Source organism: Parafrankia irregularis, from assembly GCF_001536285.1.
In the GTDB taxonomy this organism is placed as follows: Bacteria; Actinomycetota; Actinomycetes; order Frankiales; family Frankiaceae; genus Parafrankia; species Parafrankia irregularis.
In genome coordinates this window covers 1-18,941 of the sequence record NZ_FAOZ01000031.1, presented here as the reverse complement: position 1 = coordinate 18,941, position 18,941 = coordinate 1, and the positions used below count along the sequence as shown (strand labels likewise).

Here is an 18,941-nt window from a genome sequence, read left to right as displayed (position 1 = left end):
CCGACAGGCCAACCCCCGTCGGAACAGCTACCCGTGAGTCAGGACAATCTTGACGGCGTCGCCGCGGGCCTGAACGGCCACCGCCTCGTTGATTTGCGAGAACGACATCGTGGTGATGAGGCGATCGAGCGGGAACTCGCCGTTCTTGAACAATTCGACAAGGTACGGGATGAACACGTCCGGGTTACTGTCGCCCTCGACGATGCCGCGGAAGCGCAGTCCCCGGGCCTGCATCTCCAGGAGGCCGACCGACAGCGCCGCGGTGGGGTCCGACGGCACACCCACCATTCCGAATTCGCCCTGCTGCGCGAGCGAGGCCAGTACTGCGGCCAGAACCGGCGCCACCGCGGTGGTGTCCACCGCGAACTTGACGCCCTCCGGGATGATCGCACGGACCTGCTCGGCGACGTCGCCCGCGGCCGGGTCGATGACGTGCGTCGCGCCCAGCGTCAGGGCGAGGTCGCGACGAGCCGCGACGGGCTCGACGACGATGATCGTCGACAGCTTGCGGACCCGTCCCGCCATGACCGCGGACAGTCCGACGGAGCCACCGCCGGTGACCAGGAGCGAGGAGCCCTCGGGGCAGTCCAGCGCGTTCAGCACCGCACCGGCACCGGTCTGCACGCCGCAGCCCAGCGGCCCGACAAGCTCCAGCGGCACGCCTCCAGGGACCTTCACCACGTTGGCCTCATGTGCCAGGGCATGGGTGGCGAACGACGACTGGCCGAAGAAGTTGCTGCCCACGTCGGTCGTGCCGTCGTGCAGCCTGGCCGTGCCGTCGCCACCTACACCGCCGAAGTTCACCTCCATGAAGCGCGCGCAGTACGCCGGTGAACCGGCCAGGCACTCGGAGCACGCACCACAGCTGTTGAAGGTCAGCGCGACCGAGTCGCCGGGCACGACCTTGGTCACGCCCGCGCCGACCGCCCGCACCACACCGCTGCCCTCGTGACCGACGACCGCCGGGAACGGGAACGGAAGGTGGCCGTGCTGGACGGCGAGGTCGGTGTGGCACAGCCCGACGCCCACGATCTCCACCAAGACCTCTCCCGGGGCGGGGTCGGCCAGCTCGAGCGGCCTCAGGCTGAACTCCGCACCGAGCTCGTCGAGTACGGCGGCGGTTACTTTCATGGTTTTCCTCTTCTCATCTCTTCGCGGCCCCGCGACCATCCCGGAAGCCCGTTTTCGTCTTCGTGTTCAGCCCGCGCGTCGGACACCACAGGGACGGCGAACGGACCGGCTCAGCTGCTGGAGTCGACGACCCGAACGCGGATGCCCTCGCACCCGTCCGTCACGATCAGCTGGCACGACAGCCGCGAGTCCTCGTCGGCGCCGTCGAGGAATTCGAGGAGATCCTTCTCCTCCGAGGCAGGCTCGTCGAACAGCACGCGAGTCTCCCCGTCGACGTGCACATGGCAGGTCGCGCAGGAACATCCGCCGCCGCATTCCGCGACGATTCCCGGCAGGTTGTTGCGAACCGAACCATCCATGATCGACATACCGACCGGCACGTCGACGCTCTTCTCGGTGCCGTCCGGCAGGACGTAGGTGATCGCCGGCACGATGGGTACTCCTCAGGCGGTGGTATTGGTCATTGCAGGGGCCCGGCCAGAAGAATCCGGCCAGCCGTGTTCGGCAGGAGCCACCGAGGCGTTCATCGGTGAGCAGCGGAGATACGGCCGCTGGACCGGGCGCGCGGGCTGGGCGGATGTGTCAGGCAGATGCGCTGGGTGGATGTGCTGGACGCGGGTCAGGCGGTCACGAGGTCACGCAGGCCGACCTGCGGGTCCGCGAGCCGGCCGGGGTCGACGGGTCGGCCCGCGGCGAGCAGCCTCCGGCCTGCCATGAAGTCGGCGGGCGCGTTCGCGGTCTCCACCGCGACGAGCTCGGTGTCCCGGTGGTGGAAGAGGGAGAACCGCCCCGCACCTGGGTCACCGCGCACCACGGTCTCGAATCCCCCGTGCAGCACGCCGGCGATCTTGAGTTTGAGGTCGAACTGATCAGACCAGAACCAGGGGACTTCCGATTCGACAGCGGGGCCGCCGAGCACGGACGCGACGGCCTGTTTGGCCTGCTCGACCGCGCTGGGAATGCTTTCGAGGCGCATACGTCCGGCAACACCACGAACCGGCCGGCTCGTCACGTCCCCGATCGCGAGAATCCTGGCGTCGTCAGTGCGCGCCCAGCCGTCGACGACGATTCCGTTGTCACAGCTCAGCCCCACGGACCGGGCAAGCTCGTCGCGGGGAACCGCACCGACCCCGACGACCGCGGCGTCGCACCGGAGACGACGCTCGTCTCCGCCAGGCCCGGCGACGACGACGGCGCGCAGCCGACCGGCCTCGCCTTCGAACCCGCGAACCACGCTGCCTGTCATCACGGCCGTGCCACGCTCGGCGTGATAGCGCGAGAGGACACTCGACAGCTCGGGGCTGGCCACTCTCGCCAGCAGGCGTTCCTCCCGCTCCACAATGGTGGCGGGCGTGCCGTTCGCCCGCACCACGGCGGCGACCTCCAGCCCGATGTAGCCGCCGCCGACCACCGCGACCGAGCCTGCGCCGAGCACCCGGCTGCGCAGCGCCCGCGCATCGGCGAGTGTGCGCAGCATCCCGACGCCGTCGAGATCCGCCCCGGGCACGGGGAGAGCGCGGGAGGCCGCGCCGGTAGCCAGCACGAGGTGGTCGTAGGACCACACCCGTCCAGTCGTCGAGGTGACCGTTCCGGCCGCCCGGTCGATCCCCACGACCGTCTCGCCGAGTCTCAGCGCGACGCCCTGCTCCGGGTAGAAGGCCGGCTCGCGCAGCCACTTCTCCAGCGGGCCGTGCAGGAACTCCTTGGACAGCGGCGGGCGGTGGTAGGGCGGTTCCGGCTCGTCACCGAAGACGACCAGCTCGCCGGCGAACCCCGCCTGGCAGAGCAGGGCCGCGAAGGTTCCCCCCGCGTGGCCCGCGCCGACCACGACCACCCGACCGGTCACACCGTCGGTCACGCCAGATCCAAACGCACCGGCAGCCGGCGCAGTCCGCCCACGAAGTTCGTCTGCACGACCTTGCGCCCGCCGGTGATGTCGATCGCCGTGATCCGCGGCAGCAGCTCCTCGAGCATCACCCGGAGCTCCAGCTTGGCCAGATGCTGACCGATGCACATGTGCGGGCCGTAGCCGAAGGCGATGTGCCGGTTGGGCCGGCGGTCGAAACGGAACTCGTCCGGCGCGTCGAAGATGTCGGTGTCACGGTTGGCCGACTGGTAGAGGAGCATGAAACGATCACCCGCGGCGATCTGCTGGCCCCGCAGCACGTAGTCCTGGCTGGCCTGCCGGACGAAGTGCTTCACCGGCGACGCCCAGCGCAGCCCTTCGTTCACCAGGTCGGGCACCAGCGACAGGTCCGCCTTCACCGCGGCGAGCTGATCGGGGTTGAGCGCCAGCGCCTCAAGAATGCTCGACAGGGTGCTCGACGTCGTGTCGTGGCCGGCCGTCGCGATCGCGACGAACCAGCCGTACGCGACCTCCTTCGGGAACAGCTCACCGTCGGGCTGGCGAGCGTTCGCGATGATCGAGGCCAGGTCGTCCTTGGGCTCGGCACGCCGGGCCTCGAGAAAGGTGTCGAAGTAGGCGTAGAAGTCGCGGATGGTGGCCGACCACTGCTGGGCCGCCGCCTCGGGGGTGAGGGCCTCGGTGTCGGACCGCTGGGTGTCGGGATCGGCGGTGCCGAAGAAGTCCTGGGTCAGCGCCATCATGCGCGGCTCGTCTTCGGCCGGCATGCCGAAGAGTGTCATGATGACGTGCAACGGGTAGCCGAGCGTGAAGTCGGCGACCAGGTCCAGGTCGTTCGCGCCCGGACGCAGGTGGTCGGCGATCGCCTGCTGGGCCAGCGCCCGGATCCGATCCCCCCACTTCTTCAGTGAGACCGGGCGGAACCACTCGTTGGCGATGTCCTTGACCATCGTGTGCTCGGGCGGGTCAAGGTAGGTGAGTGTCTCGAGAATCCGCAGGCTGCCGCCTGTCAACGACTTCGTGAACGTGTCGCCGGCCTGGTTCTGCAGGATCGGGTTGTGCGACCCGGGGGCCTCTCCGCCGCCACTGGTGAAGATCGCCGGCTGCCGCTCGATCTCCATGATGTCCGCGTGCTTGGTGACAAGCCAGATCGGGTCGTATCCGTCGACGGCGACCTTCGCCAGCGGAGCGTTCTCACGCAGCCAGCGGTACGCCTCGAACAGCGGCGCGTCCTCCCGGTGGCCCTCAGGAAGCACTACCCGCCTTGCAATCTCCTCTGGGACGTCGACGATCAGAGTGCTATCCGTAATGGTCATGAGGCGCTCCGTGCGTCAGATGCGGACGCCGCTAACGGCGGCCCGGCTCCAAGTGGATTGCATCCATCATGTGAGTGGCTTCACATCGAGCTCATCACCCGGAAGAGGGGCTTTTCTACCCCTTGCACTCCCCCGGTCGATGACTCTTCGCTGGCAGGCGCCCTGGTAGGAGGGAGTCCGCCTGCGAGCACGGGGCGACGCCGAACGCGCCCGGCAGATTCCCGACTGGGAACTTGACGGGCTCACCTAGTTACGCCCAGCGTCGCAACCCGTCACGATCCGCAAGGCACCCGGCACTCGAACAATCAGATCGGCGGGCCCGCCAACCCGGAGCACCTGCCACACCCGCGGGCGGGCCGGCAAGCATCCGATTCCGTGGCCACGACTGCGGAGGCCACGAGCCCTCCCGCAACCCAGCATTAATGGTATGACCATAGGGACCAAATCCCCGTTCGCTACACCGCCGAGGAGCAGGGTGCGCGCAATCGTCATGGGGTCCTACGGCTCGCCGTCCGTGTTGCAGCCCGCCGACGTGCCGGCCCCGCCGGAGCGCGCTGGCTGGGTTACCGTGCGGCTGGCGGCAAGCGCCCTCAACTGGCATGACGTACTGGTGCGCCAGGGCCGGTACTCCTCCCCCCTCCCCCACATCCCCGGTGCCGACGGAGCAGGGGTGCGCATCGACACCAACGAGGCGGTCGTCGTGCTGCCCTCCCTGTTCTGGGGCCGCGGCGACGCCGCGCCCGGCGCGGACTGGGAGATCCTGGGCGACCACCACTCCGGCACGTACGCCGAACTGGTGACCGTGCCAGCCGAGTGCGCGGTCCCCCGGCCCCGCGGGCTGAGCCTGGCCCAGGCCGCCGCCCTGCCGCTGGTCGGGTTGACCACGTTCCGGGCGCTGTTCAGTCGAGGCCGACTCAGGTCCGGGGAGTCACTGCTCGTGCTCGGAGCCAGCGGAGGAGTCGCGACGACGGCCGTCGCGCTCGCCACCGCCGCCGGTGCGCGCGCGATCGTCACCTCGGGAGCCACGCGGAAGATCGACGCGGCTCGGGAGCTGGGCGCGGCCGGCGGCGTCGACCACACCGAATCCGACTGGGTCGAGGCGGCGCGGGCGCTGACCCCCCGCGGCGCTGGCTTCGACCTCGTACTCGACAGCGTCGGGCGCTGGGCGGAGTCGGTGCGCTGCCTCGCCCCCGGCGGGCGGTGTGTGGTGCTCGGCGCCAGCGCCGGGGAGCAGGCGACCCTCCCGGTCCGCCCTTTCTACTTCGGGCAGTACGAACTCATCGGCACGACGATGGGCAGCCCCCGTGACATGGCCGGGCTCCTGCGATTCCTTGACGACCACACGGTCGCGCCACCGGTCATCGACCGCACGTTCCCGCTGGCGCAGGCGGCGCTCGCGCACGAGCGCCTCGAGGCCGGCACCGGAATCGGCAAGATCGTCCTGACGCACGACTGATCATCCTGACCGGCCGCGCGGATCACGGCGCGGCGTCCGCATCCAGTCCGGCACGTGCTCCGCATGTCTGGCGCATGTCTGCGTATGTCTGCCGCGCCTGTGCCCCGAGCCCAGAGGAAGACCATGCCCTCCTCCTTCATCCGGTACGAACGCGATGCCCGGGGCGTCGCCACCATCATTCTGGACGACCCCGCGTCGCGTAACGCCCTGAGTGACCGGCTGCTCGACGAGCTGATCGACCGTCTCGCGCAGGCCCGGGCGGACGACGCGGTGCGGCTGGTCGTCCTGGCATCCAGCGACGACCGAGTGTTCTCCAGCGGAGGCGACCTCAAGGCGTTCGCCAGCGATACCTCGACGATCGAGAAGTACGCCGGCCTGGACCGTTTCCCGCGCGCCTACCGACTGCTCGGGAAGCTGGGGAAGCCGAGCATCTGCGCGGCCGGCGGCGACGTGCTCGCGGGCGCCTTCGGCCTCGCCCTGGCCTGCGATCTCATCATCGCTCGCGAGGGGGTGAGATTCGGCTGCCCCGAGATCAACGTCGGAGTCTTCCCGTTCATGATCTCGGCGCTCATCTACCGGAGCGTGCCGCGGGCGAAGGCGAACGAGCTCATGATGACCGGCAGGCTGATCTCCGCCGATGAGGCGGCGCAGCTGCAGATGGTCAACGCGGTCGTGCCGAGCGCGCAGTTCGACGCCGAGGTCGACCGCTGGGCAGGGCTGGTCGCCTCCCGTTCGCCGCTGCTCATGCGGATGGGCAAGGACGCCCTCGACGCGACCCGGGACCAACCACTCGACGCCGCCCTCGTCCACCTGCAGGGCCAGCTCGCTCTCGCCTTCACCACCCAGGACATCAAGGAGGGCGTGGCCGCGTTCCGGGAGAAGCGGGAACCGCGCTGGTCGGGCCGTTAGCGCCGCTCAGGCCGCCGCCGGCCCCACCTCACCCCCGGTTGCCGCAGGCCAGGACCGGGTAGACAAGGCCCGACACTCGTGGTGTGACAAACGGAGGATGACGGGACCGGACGACACACGTCAGAGATCATCATGGATTTCAGCGAAGGCCTGGTCAACGACCTGCAGATGGGCATCGTCATCACCGGCGCCCGCAGCGGGACCGTGAAATACGCCAACGCCGCAGCGTGCAGGATCCTGGGCCGCGGCGCGGGGGAGATGGTCGGCCGATCCTGGCGCCGTCTGGTCTCCCAGCCGGACTTCGAGCTGTTCAGCAGCTACGAGCGCAGGGTCATCCGCCACGGACCCGCCGGCTCCGGTGAGCGGTTCCCACCGTTTCGCATGCGGTTCGCCCGGCCGGACGGCGAGATCGTGCACGTCCAGGTCGCCTCCACGATGACCCACGATTTCGACGGGCTGCTCGGCGGCGACGAGGCCTACATTGTCAGCCGCATGGAGGACGTGAGCGACCGAGATCAGGTCGCCAACTACCTACGGTTCATCCTTGACCACAGCCCGGCGTCGATGCTGCTGATCGACCGCACCGGTCACGTCGTGTTCGGAGCGGGCGCGCGCAACTCCCGGGAGGCCGAGGACATCATCGACGCGGCGACGAGGTCCGTCTTCGAGGTCTTCGAAGATCACAAGGAGTCGCTCGCGATGCTCAAGGCCACGTTCGAGTACGGCGCGGCCGACTCGAAGGTCGTTCAGGCGTATGGACGCTACTTCGACCTGCACATGATTCCCATCCCCGACGCGGCCGGCCGGGTCCAGCTGGTCGCCGCGCTCAGCACCGACGTGACGGAACGGGAGCTGGCCCTCTCCGGCGAGGCCCAGCTCGCCAGCCTGGCGGAGCAGGCACTGGTCACGCCCGAGGCCGTGGGCCTCTGGCACCGCGCCACCGCCGTGCTGGCCAACCAGCTCAGCGCCGCGGTGGCACTCTACGAGATCGACTGCACGTCGGCCGCCGCACGCGACGCGAAGCCCGCCGCAAGCGTCGGCCTCCCGCTGCCCGACGCGATCGCCGGGCGGGTTGTGTCCGCCGCGGTCCGCACCGGGCACGCGACCACCGGGGCACCGGATGCGTCGGGAGGCCGGCAGATCCTGGCCGCGCCGGTCGGTCGGCCCGGCGCCTCCACCGCTGTGATCACCGTGCACCGCCAGGAACCGGACGCGATGCCGTTCGGCGATCGCGACGAGCAGTTCCTCGGCGCGGTCGCCAGCGTGCTCGGCTCCGCGGCGGTGCGGTTCGCCACCGAGCGGGAGATCCGCTACCGCTCGACGCACGACAGCCTCACCGACCTGCCCAACCGCTCATGGCTGCTCGACCGGCTGGAGCGCACCCTCAAACTGCACCGCACGGGCGTGGTCTTCATCGATCTCGACGGCTTCAAGACCGTCAACGACACCTACGGCCACCGGGTCGGCGACGAGTTGCTACGGGAGATCGCCCGGCGCCTGCGGGAAACGGTGCGGCCGGACGACGTGGTCGCCCGGCTCGCTGGAGACGAGTTCGCCGTGCTCTGCGAGCGGGTCGTCTCACTTTCGGCCATTGAAGGGCTGGCCCGGCGGGTACTCAACGCCATCCAGGAGCCGGTGGACCTTTCGGATGCGACCGTACGGGTCTCGGCAAGCGCCGGAGTCGCGATCTCCTGCGCGGACCTCGCCGATCCGGACCGGCTCCTCAACGCCTCCGACATCGCGATGTACGCGGCGAAGCGCGCCGGGGCCGGGCGGTGCATGGTCCATCAGTCCTCGATGCACCTCGACAACGGGTGACGCGACCCGACGTCCCAGGCTTGATCCCGTTGACGGGCCCCCCGCGGCAGGCGGACCGCCTCTTGCCCGACCTCCCGGAGGACGTTCCTGGGAAGGCCGCACGGCAGCCTCACATCGGGCTATTTGGCCTGACCTATAGTACCGTTTAGGCGCGACGATGCACCCCTGGAGGTGGTGTCCATGGATCTCGCCGATGCACCGGACGAGGCCCGCTTCCGCGCCGAAGTGCGCGCCTGGCTCGCACACGAGCTCCCGAAGCTGCCCTGGCCCGAACCGGCCGACATGGTGGAAAAGGCGCCTTTCTGGCGCCAGTGGCAGGCGGTGGTGTTCGCGGCGGGCTACGCCGGACTCACCTGGCCAGCCGAGTTCGGAGGCCGCGGGCTCGACGAGCGGATGCAGGCGATCTTCACCGAGGAGTGCGACCGGGCCGGTGCTCCCGAACGGCTGAACATCATCGGAGAGGACTTCGCCGGGCCGACGATCGCTCACTTCGGTACCACCGAACAGAAGCAGCGACTCCTCCGGCCCATCCTGACCGGCGAGCACATCTGGTGCCAGCTCTTCTCCGAGCCCGAGTCCGGATCCGACCTCGCCTCGCTGCGCACCAGGGCGACGAAGGTCGACGGTGGCTGGCGCATCAGCGGCCAGAAGATCTGGACCAGCCGTGCACAGCTGGCCGCGCACGCCATTCTGCTCGCCCGCACCGGAGGCGGTGAGCGCCATCGCGGCATCACCTACTTCCTCCTGCCGATGGACTCCCCCGGCGTCACGGTGCGGCCGCTGGCGCACATGCTGGGCGAGGCAGAGTTCAACGAGGTGTTCCTCGACGAGGTCTTCGTGCCCGACGGCGCCGTGGTCGGAGAGGTCGACGGTGGTTGGAAGGTCGCGATGGGCACACTGGCCTTCGAGCGGGTGGCGATCGCGACCGGCCGGGTCAACACCACGAAGGCGGTTGAGGAGATCGTCGCCGTCGTCCGCTCCCGCAGCGCGGCCGACGGCACGCCGCTTGCCGCGGACCCACTGACCCGCCAGAAGGTCGCCGACCTCTGGGGCCGGGCGCTGGTGCACCGCGCGATCGGCCAGCGGGTCATCTCGGCCGCGGCAGCCGGTGAGCCCCCCGGCCCGGTCACCTCGATCGGCAAGCTCTACTTCTGCCCCCTGGTCGAAGACCTCGCCGACTTCCGGCTCTCACTCGAACCACTCGGCGACCAGTTCGGGCCGACGGACGAGGGCGCGACCGCAGAGCGCTGGCTGCGGCTGGCCTACCAGGCTCGCGGCACCGCGATCGCCGGGGGCTCCACCTTCATCCAGCGCAACATCGTCGCCGAGCGCATCCTCGGCCTTCCCCGGAGCTGACGTGACCTACATCTGGCGCCCGAACCAGGACTACCTGGAGAACGCGAACGTCGTCCGGCTGATGCGCCACTTCGGCGTGGCCGACGCCGACGCCCTGCGAGCGGTATCGGTCGCCGACATCGGCGCTTTCTGGGACGCGGTCGTGGCCGACCTGGGCATCCGCTTCCGGACGCCCTATCACTCGGTGCTGGATACCCTCAACGGTCCGCAGTTCCCCGAGTGGTTCGTCGGGGGGAAGCTGAACGTGGTGGACACCTGCCTGGGGCGGTGGACCGAACAGAGCCCCGACGCACCGGCGGTCGTCCACGAGACCGAGGCAGGCACCGTCCGCGAGCTCTCGTACGCCCAGCTCGCGGACCAGGTCGCCCGGATATGCAGCGGGCTGCGCCGGCACTGGATCGGACCGGGCGACGCCGTCGCCCTCTACCTGCCGATGATCCCCGAGGCGGTCGTGGCGCTCTACGCGGTCGCCAGTCTGGGAGCCGTCGCGGTGCCGCTCTTCTCCGGCTTCGCTCCCGGGGCCATCGCGGCCCGGCTGCAGGACGCCGAGGTGAAGGCGGTCATCACAGCGGACGGCACCGTGCGCCGCGGCCGGACGGTCCAGATGCAGCCACAGCTGGATGAGGCGATCGCGGCGTGTCCGGGGGTGCAGCTGGTCGTTGTCGTGGAGAACCTCGCCGGGGAGGCGGCCGAACCAACCGGCGCCCTCCCGAGCGACGCGGCGGGTCATCCGGAGGTGGTGGGCTGGAGCAGCCTGCTGGCGGAGCCGCCCTACTCGGCCACGACGCCCACCTCGGCCTCGGACGTGCTGCTTCTGGGCTACACGTCCGGGACGACCGGGCGGCCGAAGGGAGCCGTGCACACCCACGCCGGCTTCCTGACGAAGGTCGCCAGCGAGCTCGCCTACGGCTTCGAGCTCGGCCCCGGCCGCTCGCTGTGCTGGATCACCGACATGGGATGGATCATGGGGCCGCTGACTGTTCTCGGCACCCACGCCTGCGGCGGGAACCTGGTGCTGTACGAGGGCTCGCCGGATACCCCGGACAGTGCCCGGCTGTGGCAGCTGGTGGAGCGCCACCAGGTGACGACCCTCGGGGTGTCCCCCACCCTGGTCCGCACACTCCGTACAGCCACGGCGGGTCTGCCCGCGCAGGGCCTCTCCTCGGTCCGGGTCCTGGGCTCCACCGGCGAGCCGTGGGACCCGCAGTCCTACGAGTGGCTGGCCCGCGACGTCTTCGCCGGTCGGGTGCCGGTCGTGAACTTCTCCGGCGGCACCGAGGTCGGCGGCTCGTTCCTTTCCCCCTACCCGGTGGAGGACATCGCCAGCTGCTCGCTCGGGGGGCCGGCGCTCGGGATGGACGTCGACGTGGTCGGCGAGGACGGCCAGCCGTTGCGGGGCGCCATCGGCGAACTGGTGTGCCGCCAGCCATGGCCGGCCATGACCCGGGGCGTGTGGCGCGACGACCGGCGCTACCTCGAGACCTACTGGTCGACCTTCCCCGGCATGTGGCGTCAGGGCGATTTCGCCCTCGTCGACGAGCACGGCGACTGGTATGTGCTCGGCCGTTCCGACGACGTCATGAACGTCGCGGGCAAGCGCGTCGCGCCGGCGGAGATCGAGTCGGTGCTCGCCGCGGACCCGGCCGTGGCGGAGAGCGCCGTCGTCGGTATCCCGGATCCCACGAAGAACGAGGCCGTCTGGGCATTCTGGGTGGCCCGCCCCAGCTATGGCGACGAGAGCGACGAGGCCGGGGAGCACGTCGCACGCCGGCTGCGTGACCGGGTCGCCTCCCAGGTCGGCAAACCCTTCGCCCCGGCCCAGGTCGTGCGGGTGGACGCACTGCCCAAGACCAGGTCGGCCAAGATCCTGCGCCGGGCGGTGCGTGCCGCCGTCCTGGGCACCGATGCCGGCGACCTGTCCGGTGCGGAGAACCCGGAGGCGGTCGAGGCCATCCGCGCCCGGGTCAAGGGTCTGCGGTGAGCCGGGCCCGCGCCGAACGCGGGCCCGCTGGGCACCGGCCCGGCAGCTCAGTCCTCGGGCACCTCGATGGCGGTGCGCTCATCGACCTTGAGCACCGCCTCGGCGTAGGCGTGCACGTGCCGGCTCATCCGCCGCACGGCCCCGTCGGCGTCCTGCGTCCGGATGGCCTCGGTGATCCCGCGGTGTGCCCGGACTGTCAGGCGCCGGACCTCGGTGTCGATGAAGCCCTGGTTGTCGGTGCCGGCGTAGATGGCCCGCGAGAGCGCGGTCATGAATCCGGTGAGCAGCTCGTTGTGGCTGGCTGTCGCAACCGCGACATGCCAGTCGACGTTGGCCTGCAGGAAGTCGGCGAGCGAACCGCTTTCCACGGAGATTGCGTCGTTGGCCTTCTCCAGGGCGGCGATGTCGGTGTCCGTGCGGTACTTGGCGGCCAGCCGGGCACAGGCGGGCTCGACCGCCTCGCGCGTCTCGAGCAGCGCCGCCAGTCGGATCTGGCGACCGCGGATCATCAGGCTGACGGAGCTGGCGACGGACTCCTCACCGGGCACCTGGACGTATGCGCCGCCGGAGCGGCCGGTCTTGATCCTGACCAGGCCCTGCACCTCGAGAATGCGCAGCGCCTCGCGAACGGTGGTCCGACTCATCTGGGTCTGCACGACGAGTTCGCGTTCCGGTGGCAGCACCGTGCCCTCGCGGAACTCCCCGCGCAGAATCCGCTCCCGCAGGTCCTCAGCGAGGACATCGGAAGCTTTGGGTACCTGCATTGGTCCCAGGCGAACCGCGTGACGATCCCGCGGACCCGGGCGGCCCGCAGTGGCCATCACGCCCCCAAGGTCATTGTTTTTGGTCGTACCTAATTTAGCAGTCGATCCGCCAACGACCCGGACCGCCGTCAAGCGCACGAGTCGAGGCACAACGAAGGGTTCTCCATGCAGTGGAGCTTGTCGGAGGAGCAGACCGCGTACCGGAAGGCGCTGCGCGACTGGCTCGGCGACGTCGCACCCGCCGACGTCGTGCGCTCGTGGTTGGAAACCGGCGACTCGGCGACCTTCACCAGCCGGTTCTGTGAGGACGGCTGGTGCGGCGTCGGGGTCCCCGAGGAGCGTGGTGGCCAGGGCGGCGGCATGGTGGAGCTCGCGCTGACGGCCGAGGAACTGGCCCGTCACGCGGTCCCGTCGGCGGCATGGCTCGCCACCATGGTCGCCCTGCCCGCGATGGAGCGGCATCCGCGGGTCCTGGCACACGCTGTCGACGGCGCCGGGGCGACGCTCGCGGTCAGCGCCGAGGCCGTCGTCTCGGCGGCCCGGCCGCTCACCGCCGACGCTGATGGCCGTGTGAGCGGCACGGTGCCCCGGGTACTCGCCGCCGGGGAGGTCGGCGCTCTTGTGGTGCCGGTGGCCACCGACGGCGGGACTGTACTGGTCCTCGTCGATCCGGCCGGGCCAGGAGTCCGGATCACACCACGCAGCCTGTTGGACCGTTCCCGGTCCGTAGCCGACGTGGCCTTCGACGCCGCGCCGTCGACGCCGCTCGTCGAGCCCGCCGACGTGGCCGGGCCCGCCGAGGTGCTCGCACGCGCCGCCGCGCGGGCGGCGGTGCTGGTCGCGGCCGACTCACTCGGCACAAGCGAACGGATGCTCGACATGGCCGTGGCGTACAGCCTGCAACGCCACCAGTTCGGCGTGCCGATCGGATCGTTCCAGGCGGTCAAGCACGCCGCCGCGACGATCCTGGTCGGCGGTGAGGCGGCCCGCTCGGTGGTCTACTTCGCCGCCGCGTCGGTCCAGGGCGGCGATCCGCAGGCGCTGGCGCACGCGGCGGCGGCCAAGGCTCAGGTGACCGCGGAGGGCGCCCGCGCGGCCGACTCGGCGCTCACCATGCACGGCGCCATCGGTTACACGTGGGAGCACGACCTGCAGTTGTTCTACAAGCGGGCGAAGCTCGACGCCGTCCTGTACGGCAGCCCGACGGCCTGGAACGAGATCCTCGCCACGCACCTGCTCCCCATCAGGTAGCTATTTGGTCAGTCCATTCGATATGGTTAGCCAAATAGTGGAGGGAGGCCGGCATGGACTTCGATCTCACGGACGAGCAGACGACGATCCGCAAGGCGGTGGCCGAGCTCGCGGCCAAGTTCGACGACGACTACTGGATGAGGCGGGACGAGGAACACGAGTTCCCGACCGAGTTCTACCGGGCGTTCGCCGACGGCGGCTGGCTCGGGATCACCATCCCGGAGCAGTACGGCGGACACGGCTTCGGCATCACGGAGGCGTCGCTGCTGCTGGAGGAGGTTTCCGCGGCCGGCGGTGGCATGAACGCCGCCAGCTCAATGCATCTTTCGATCTTCGGTATGCACCCGGTCGTCGTACACGGCTCTGAGCAGCTCAAACAGGAGACCCTCCCGCGCATCGTGAACGGAGACCTGCACGTCTGCTTCGGCGTGACCGAACCTGGCGCGGGCCTCGACACCACCAGGATCACGACCTTCGCCCGGCGCGACGGCTCCGACTACGTCATCAGCGGCCGCAAGGTCTGGATCTCGAAAGCGCTCGAGTCCGAGAAGGTCCTGCTGCTCACCCGTACCACCCGGTTCGAGGACTCGGCCCGCAAGACCGACGGTATGACCCTGTTCCTCACCGATCTCGACCGCGATCACGTCGACATCCGCCCCATCAAGAAGATGGGCCGCAACTCGGTCAGCTCGAACGAACTGTTCATCGACGACCTTCGGGTGCCCGCGGAGCACCGCGTCGGCGAGGAGGGCAAGGGCTTCACCTACCTGCTCGACGGGCTCAATCCCGAGCGGATGCTGATCGCCGCCGAGGCACTCGGGCTCGGCCGCGCCGCGCTGCGACGCGCCGTGCGCTACGGCAACGAGCGGGAGGTCTTCGGCCGGCCGATCGGGATGAACCAGGGCCTGCAGTTCCCGCTGGCGGACTCCCTGGCCAGGCTGGACGCGGCCGAGCTGGTGCTGCGCAAGGCGACCTGGCTCTACGACAACGGGATGCCGTGTGGCCGGGAGGCGAACACGGCCAAGTACCTGTGCGCCGACGCCGGCTTCCAGGCCGCGGACCGCGCACTGCAGACCCACGGCGGCATGGGCTACGCCGAGGAGTACCACGTGGCCCGGTACTTCCGCGAGGCCCGGCTGCTGCGCATCGCGCCACTGAGCCAGGAGATGGTCCTCAACTTCCTCGGCTCCCACGTGCTCGGCCTGCCGAGGAGCTACTGATGTCACACGAAACGCTGTTCTCGCTGGCGGGCCGGTCGGCACTGGTCACCGGCGCCGGCAACGGCATCGGTGCCTCCGTCGCCCGCGCGTTCGCGCAGGCCGGCGCGGCGGTGCTGGTCACCGACCTGGACAAGGACGCCGCCGCCGCGGTCGCGGCCGACATCGTCGCGGCTGGCGGCCGGGCCGGCTCCGCGGCGCTGGATGTCCGTGACGCCCCGGCCGCCCGGGCCGCCGCGGAACAGGCCGCCCACCTGAACGGCGGAGTGCTCAACATCGTCGTGAACAACGCGGGCGCGATCGCACCGGCGATGTTCGGCAAGATGGAGCCCGAGCAGTTCGACCGCGTGGTCGGCATCCACCTGGGCGGAACCTTCACCGTCAGCCAGGCCGCCCTGCCGTTCCTGCCCGACGACGGCACCGGACGGATCATCAACGTGACCTCGGCCGCGGGCCTGGTCGGCACGATCGGCCAGGTCAACTACAGCGCGGCCAAGGCCGGCGTCGTCGGTGTCACCAAGTCGCTCGCCCGCGAGCTCGCCCGGCGCAACATCACCGTGAACGCGCTCGCCCCGCTGGCTGCGACCTCGATGACGGCGAACATCCGGGGCAACGAGAAGCTCGCCGCGGTCACCCTGGCCCGGATCCCGCTCGGCCGCTGGGCCGAGCCGGCGGAGATCGCCGGCAGCTTCGTGTTCTTCGCCTCCGATGCCGCCGCCTACGTCACCGGCCAGGTGCTCGCCGTCGACGGCGGAACGGTGATGTGAGGTGGCGACCCGACCCCTGCGTGGCAACGCACCCTTCGCCTCGAGCGGGCGGGACGCGCTCGTCGTCGAGGCGCTGCGTACGCCGATCGGCCGCTCCCACGCGGAGCGCGGCTGGTACCGCGACGTCCACCCGAACGAGATGCTCGGCGCGGTCTACTCGTCCCTGCTCACCGCCACCGGGCTCGCCCCGGAGACGGTCGAGGACCTGGTGGTCGGCTGCACGGCCCCCTTCGGTGAACAGTCGCGCAACATCGCCCGCAACGCCTGGCTGCAGGCCGGCTACCCGGCCGAGGTGCCCGCCACCGTGCTCGACCGGCGGTGCGGCAGCGCGCAGACCGCGGTGGAGATGGCCGCCGCCCTGATCTCGTCGGGCACGCACGACATCGTGCTGGCCGGGGGCGTCGAGCACATGCACCACGTGCCGATGAACTCGCCGGCCAAGATCTCCGAGCTCTACGGCGACCCGTGGCCGCCCGCGCTGCGCGCCCGCTACGACTTCGTGCCGCAGGGCGAGAGCGCGGAGCTGATCGCCGACCGCTGGGACATCTCGCGCGAGGCGATGGACGAGTTCGCGGCCCGCTCGCATGCACTGGCCGCCGCCGCACTCGAGGCCGGACGGTTCGGGCGGGAGATGATCCCGCTCGACCTGGACGGCGCGCGCCGGGTCAGCGACCAGACGATTCGGTCCGGCACCACGGCCGAGATCCTCGCCGGCCTGAAGCCGGTCTTCCGGCCGCCCGCCGAAGGGCGGGTGACCGCCGGGTCGTCGTCACCGATCTGCGACGGGGCGGCCGGGGTGCTGCTGGCCTCGCCCCGGGCGGCCGCCGAGCACGGCCTGACCGCGCGGGCCCGCATCCTCGACCAGACGACCGTCGGCGTCGACCCGATCATCATGCTCACCGGGCCGATCCCGGCCACCCGCAAGCTGCTCGACCGCAACGGCCTGACCATCGGCGACATCGACCTGATCGAGATCAACGAGGCCTTCAGCTCCGTCGTGCTGGCCTGGGAGGCCGAGCTGCGGCCGGACATGTCCCGGGTGAACGTCAACGGCGGGGCGATCGCGCTCGGCCATCCCGTCGGCGCCACGGGCGCGCGCCTGTTCGGCACGCTGCTCGCCGAGATGGAGCGGCGCGACGTCGAGCTGGGGCTGGTCACGATGTGCTGCGGCGGCGGCCTGGGCACCGCGACGCTGGTGCAGCGGGTCGCGGCATGATCGATTTCGCGTCCTTTCTGCGCCCGGGCGACGGTGTCTGGTGGGGGCAGGCGGGCGCGGAACCGTCGGTGCTGGTCGACGCGCTGCTCGACCAGGTCACGGCGATCGGGCCGGTCCGCGCCTTCTGCGGCCTGACCTGGAACGGGCGGCTCACCCGCGCGCTGCCGGACGAGCTGACCGTCCTGTCCTACGGCGGGCTCGGTGAGCTCCGCTCCCTGAGCCGGCACGGCCGCCTCGACGTCGTGCCGTGCCACTACTCGTCGCTCCCGCGCATGTTCGCCACCCGCATGCTGCCTTGCGACGTCGGCCTGGTGCAGGTCTCGGCGCCGGACACCGCGGGGATGGTCTCACTCGGCATCGGGGTGGAGTACATCGCCGACGCGTTGCCGCATGCCCGGCTGCTGGTGGCCGAGATCAACCACCGGATGCCGGCGACCCGGGGAGCACCCCGCCTCCCGCTCGACGCGTTCGCGGCGACGGTCGAGACGGACCGCCCGCTGCTCGAGGCGGTCCCCCGGGATCCCGACCCCGTCGACCGGGCGATCGCCGAGCATGTCGCCGGCCTGGTGCGCGACGGCGACACAGTGCAGCTCGGCGTGGGCACGCTGCCGGCGGCCGTGCTCGAGGCCCTCTCCACCCACACCGACATCGGCGTGCACAGCGGCATGATCACGGATGGGGTGCTCGACCTGGTCGAGAAGGGCGTGGTGACCGGCGCCCGCAAGGAGATCGACCAGGGCCTGGTCGTGACAGGGGCCGCGCTCGGATCGAGCGCGCTCTACGACCGCCTGGCCGACTTCCCGATCGAGTTCCGCCCGGCAAGCTACACGCACGCCCCGGAGGTACTCTCCCGCCTGGGGTCACTGGTCTCGGTCAACTCCGCGATCGAGGTCGACCTGCTCGGCCAGGTCGGCGCCGAGATCCGCCGGGGCGTCCACATCGGCGCGGTCGGCGGGCAGGTCGACTTCAGCCGGGCGGCGTCGCTGACCGGCGCGCGTTCGGTGATCGCGCTGCGCTCCGAGTCGGCCGGCGAGTCGACGATCACGCCAGTGCTGCGCGGCCGGGTGGTGACCACCGCCCGGGTCGACGTGGACGCGGTCGTCACCGAACACGGCGTCGCCCTGCTAACCGGGCAGACCGTCGCCGAGCGCGCCCGGCGCCTGATCCGGATCGCCGCGCCGCGCCACCAGGAGTCGTTGCACCGAAGCCTCGCGGAGCAGGAGGACGTCAGATGACCGCCGACCCGAACACCACCCCGAAAGCACGTCCGAACGCCACCCTGGGCGAGCGGCGCCGGGTGCACATCCGTGAGGTCGGCCCGCGCGACGGCTTCCAGAACGAGCCCGAGACGGTGCCGACGGCCGACAAGATCCGCCTGATCGACCTGCTCGGGCGGGCCGGGCTGGCCCGCCTCGAGATCGCCAGCTTCGTGCGGCCCGACGTCATCCCGCAGCTCGCCGACGGGGTCGAGGTGCTGCACGGGGTCGACCTGCCCACGGGCGTCGAGCGGATGGTCCTCGTCCCCAACAGCAGGGGCCTGGACAACGCTCTGCGCCACCGCGGGCTGTTCGAGGCCGTCGGGCTGTTCGTCAGCGCCTCCCAGACGCACAACCAGCGCAACATCAACCGCACGGTCGAGCAGACGATGGCGGACACCGCCGTGATGGCCAAGCGCATCCTCGCCGAGGGCCTGCGGCTGTGCGCCGTCATCGCCACCTCCTTCGGCTGCCCCTACGAGGGGCCGGTGCCGATGGAGCGGGTGCTCGGCCTCGCCGAGCAGTTCGCCGAGGCCGGCGCGGTCGAGGTGGGCTTCGGTGACACGACCGGCATGGCCAACCCGGCCTACGCCGGGCGGTTCTTCGCCTCGGCCCTCGACCGGCTGCCCGGCGTCGAGG

At 70.6% G+C, this 18,941-nt stretch carries 16 protein-coding genes; 11 read left to right on the top strand and 5 right to left on the bottom strand.

Annotated elements, in window-relative coordinates; all coding sequences use genetic code 11:
* Positions 1-27 precede the first annotated feature (27 nt).
* The 4 genes from AWX74_RS30935 to AWX74_RS30920 all read right to left on the bottom strand — a co-directional run bounded on the left by AWX74_RS30935 (position 28) and on the right by AWX74_RS30920 (position 4,311).
* Positions 28-1,131 (bottom strand): NAD(P)-dependent alcohol dehydrogenase, encoded by a 1,104-nt coding sequence (locus AWX74_RS30935; RefSeq protein WP_091284002.1) that lies wholly within the window; start codon positions 1,129-1,131, stop codon positions 28-30.
* Between the two features lie 110 nt (positions 1,132-1,241).
* On the bottom strand, positions 1,242-1,562 hold the full coding sequence (locus tag AWX74_RS30930) for a 2Fe-2S iron-sulfur cluster-binding protein (protein ID WP_091284000.1): 321 nt from the start codon (positions 1,560-1,562) through the stop codon (positions 1,242-1,244).
* A 188-nt stretch (positions 1,563-1,750) separates the two neighbouring features.
* On the bottom strand, positions 1,751-2,989 hold the full coding sequence (locus tag AWX74_RS30925; RefSeq protein ID WP_207550454.1) for an NAD(P)/FAD-dependent oxidoreductase: 1,239 nt from the start codon (positions 2,987-2,989) through the stop codon (positions 1,751-1,753).
* On the bottom strand, positions 2,986-4,311 hold the full coding sequence (locus tag AWX74_RS30920; RefSeq protein WP_091283998.1) for a cytochrome P450: 1,326 nt from the start codon (positions 4,309-4,311) through the stop codon (positions 2,986-2,988). Before AWX74_RS30920 ends, AWX74_RS30925 begins: the two co-directional genes overlap by 4 nt.
* Before the next feature lie 475 nt (positions 4,312-4,786).
* Between AWX74_RS30920 and AWX74_RS30915 the strand changes: the two genes are divergently transcribed.
* The 5 genes from AWX74_RS30915 to AWX74_RS30895 all read left to right on the top strand — a co-directional run bounded on the left by AWX74_RS30915 (position 4,787) and on the right by AWX74_RS30895 (position 11,831).
* Complete coding sequence (locus AWX74_RS30915; RefSeq protein ID WP_091283997.1) at positions 4,787-5,767, top strand: quinone oxidoreductase family protein; 981 nt, start codon at positions 4,787-4,789, stop codon at positions 5,765-5,767.
* Positions 5,768-5,890: 123 nt separating this feature from the next.
* Positions 5,891-6,676 carry an enoyl-CoA hydratase/isomerase family protein gene (locus tag AWX74_RS30910; protein ID WP_091283995.1) on the top strand — a complete coding sequence of 262 codons (786 nt, stop codon included), beginning with the start codon at positions 5,891-5,893 and terminating at the stop codon, positions 6,674-6,676.
* Between the two features lie 132 nt (positions 6,677-6,808).
* Positions 6,809-8,494, top strand: a complete 1,686-nt coding sequence (locus AWX74_RS30905; protein ID WP_091283993.1) for a sensor domain-containing protein — start codon at positions 6,809-6,811, stop codon at positions 8,492-8,494.
* A gap of 180 nt (positions 8,495-8,674) precedes the next feature.
* Complete coding sequence (locus AWX74_RS30900) at positions 8,675-9,850, top strand: acyl-CoA dehydrogenase family protein (protein WP_091283991.1); 1,176 nt, start codon at positions 8,675-8,677, stop codon at positions 9,848-9,850.
* 1 nt (position 9,851) lies between these two features.
* Positions 9,852-11,831: an AMP-binding protein gene (locus AWX74_RS30895; RefSeq protein ID WP_242666494.1), complete on the top strand. Its 1,980-nt coding sequence runs from the start codon at positions 9,852-9,854 to the stop codon at positions 11,829-11,831.
* Positions 11,832-11,878: 47 nt separating this feature from the next.
* Here AWX74_RS30895 and AWX74_RS30890 read toward each other — a convergent pair whose 3' ends face one another.
* Positions 11,879-12,595 (bottom strand): FadR/GntR family transcriptional regulator, encoded by a 717-nt coding sequence (locus AWX74_RS30890; protein WP_193209645.1) that lies wholly within the window; start codon positions 12,593-12,595, stop codon positions 11,879-11,881.
* A gap of 165 nt (positions 12,596-12,760) precedes the next feature.
* Here AWX74_RS30890 and AWX74_RS30885 point away from each other — a divergent pair, with 165 nt between their 5' ends.
* The 6 genes from AWX74_RS30885 to AWX74_RS30860 form a co-directional block, all read left to right on the top strand.
* The gene (locus AWX74_RS30885) at positions 12,761-13,846 is read left to right on the top strand and encodes an acyl-CoA dehydrogenase family protein (RefSeq protein WP_091283987.1); all 1,086 of its coding nucleotides are present in this window, start codon (positions 12,761-12,763) and stop codon (positions 13,844-13,846) included.
* A gap of 53 nt (positions 13,847-13,899) precedes the next feature.
* A complete protein-coding gene (locus tag AWX74_RS30880; protein ID WP_091283985.1) occupies positions 13,900-15,066 on the top strand; it encodes an acyl-CoA dehydrogenase family protein in 1,167 nt (388 codons plus the stop codon).
* Positions 15,066-15,830: an SDR family oxidoreductase gene (locus AWX74_RS30875; protein ID WP_226930796.1), complete on the top strand. Its 765-nt coding sequence runs from the start codon at positions 15,066-15,068 to the stop codon at positions 15,828-15,830. The genes AWX74_RS30880 and AWX74_RS30875 overlap by 1 nt, the downstream gene beginning before the upstream one ends.
* 1 nt (position 15,831) lies before the next feature.
* Positions 15,832-17,046 (top strand): thiolase family protein, encoded by a 1,215-nt coding sequence (locus AWX74_RS30870; protein WP_242666493.1) that lies wholly within the window; start codon positions 15,832-15,834, stop codon positions 17,044-17,046.
* On the top strand, positions 17,043-18,281 hold the full coding sequence (locus AWX74_RS30865; protein ID WP_091284122.1) for an acetyl-CoA hydrolase/transferase family protein: 1,239 nt from the start codon (positions 17,043-17,045) through the stop codon (positions 18,279-18,281). The genes AWX74_RS30870 and AWX74_RS30865 overlap by 4 nt, the downstream gene beginning before the upstream one ends.
* Positions 18,278-18,941 (top strand): beta/alpha barrel domain-containing protein (locus tag AWX74_RS30860; protein ID WP_423212983.1); only part of this gene is annotated, 664 nt, incomplete at its 3' end. The genes AWX74_RS30865 and AWX74_RS30860, both read left to right, overlap by 4 nt.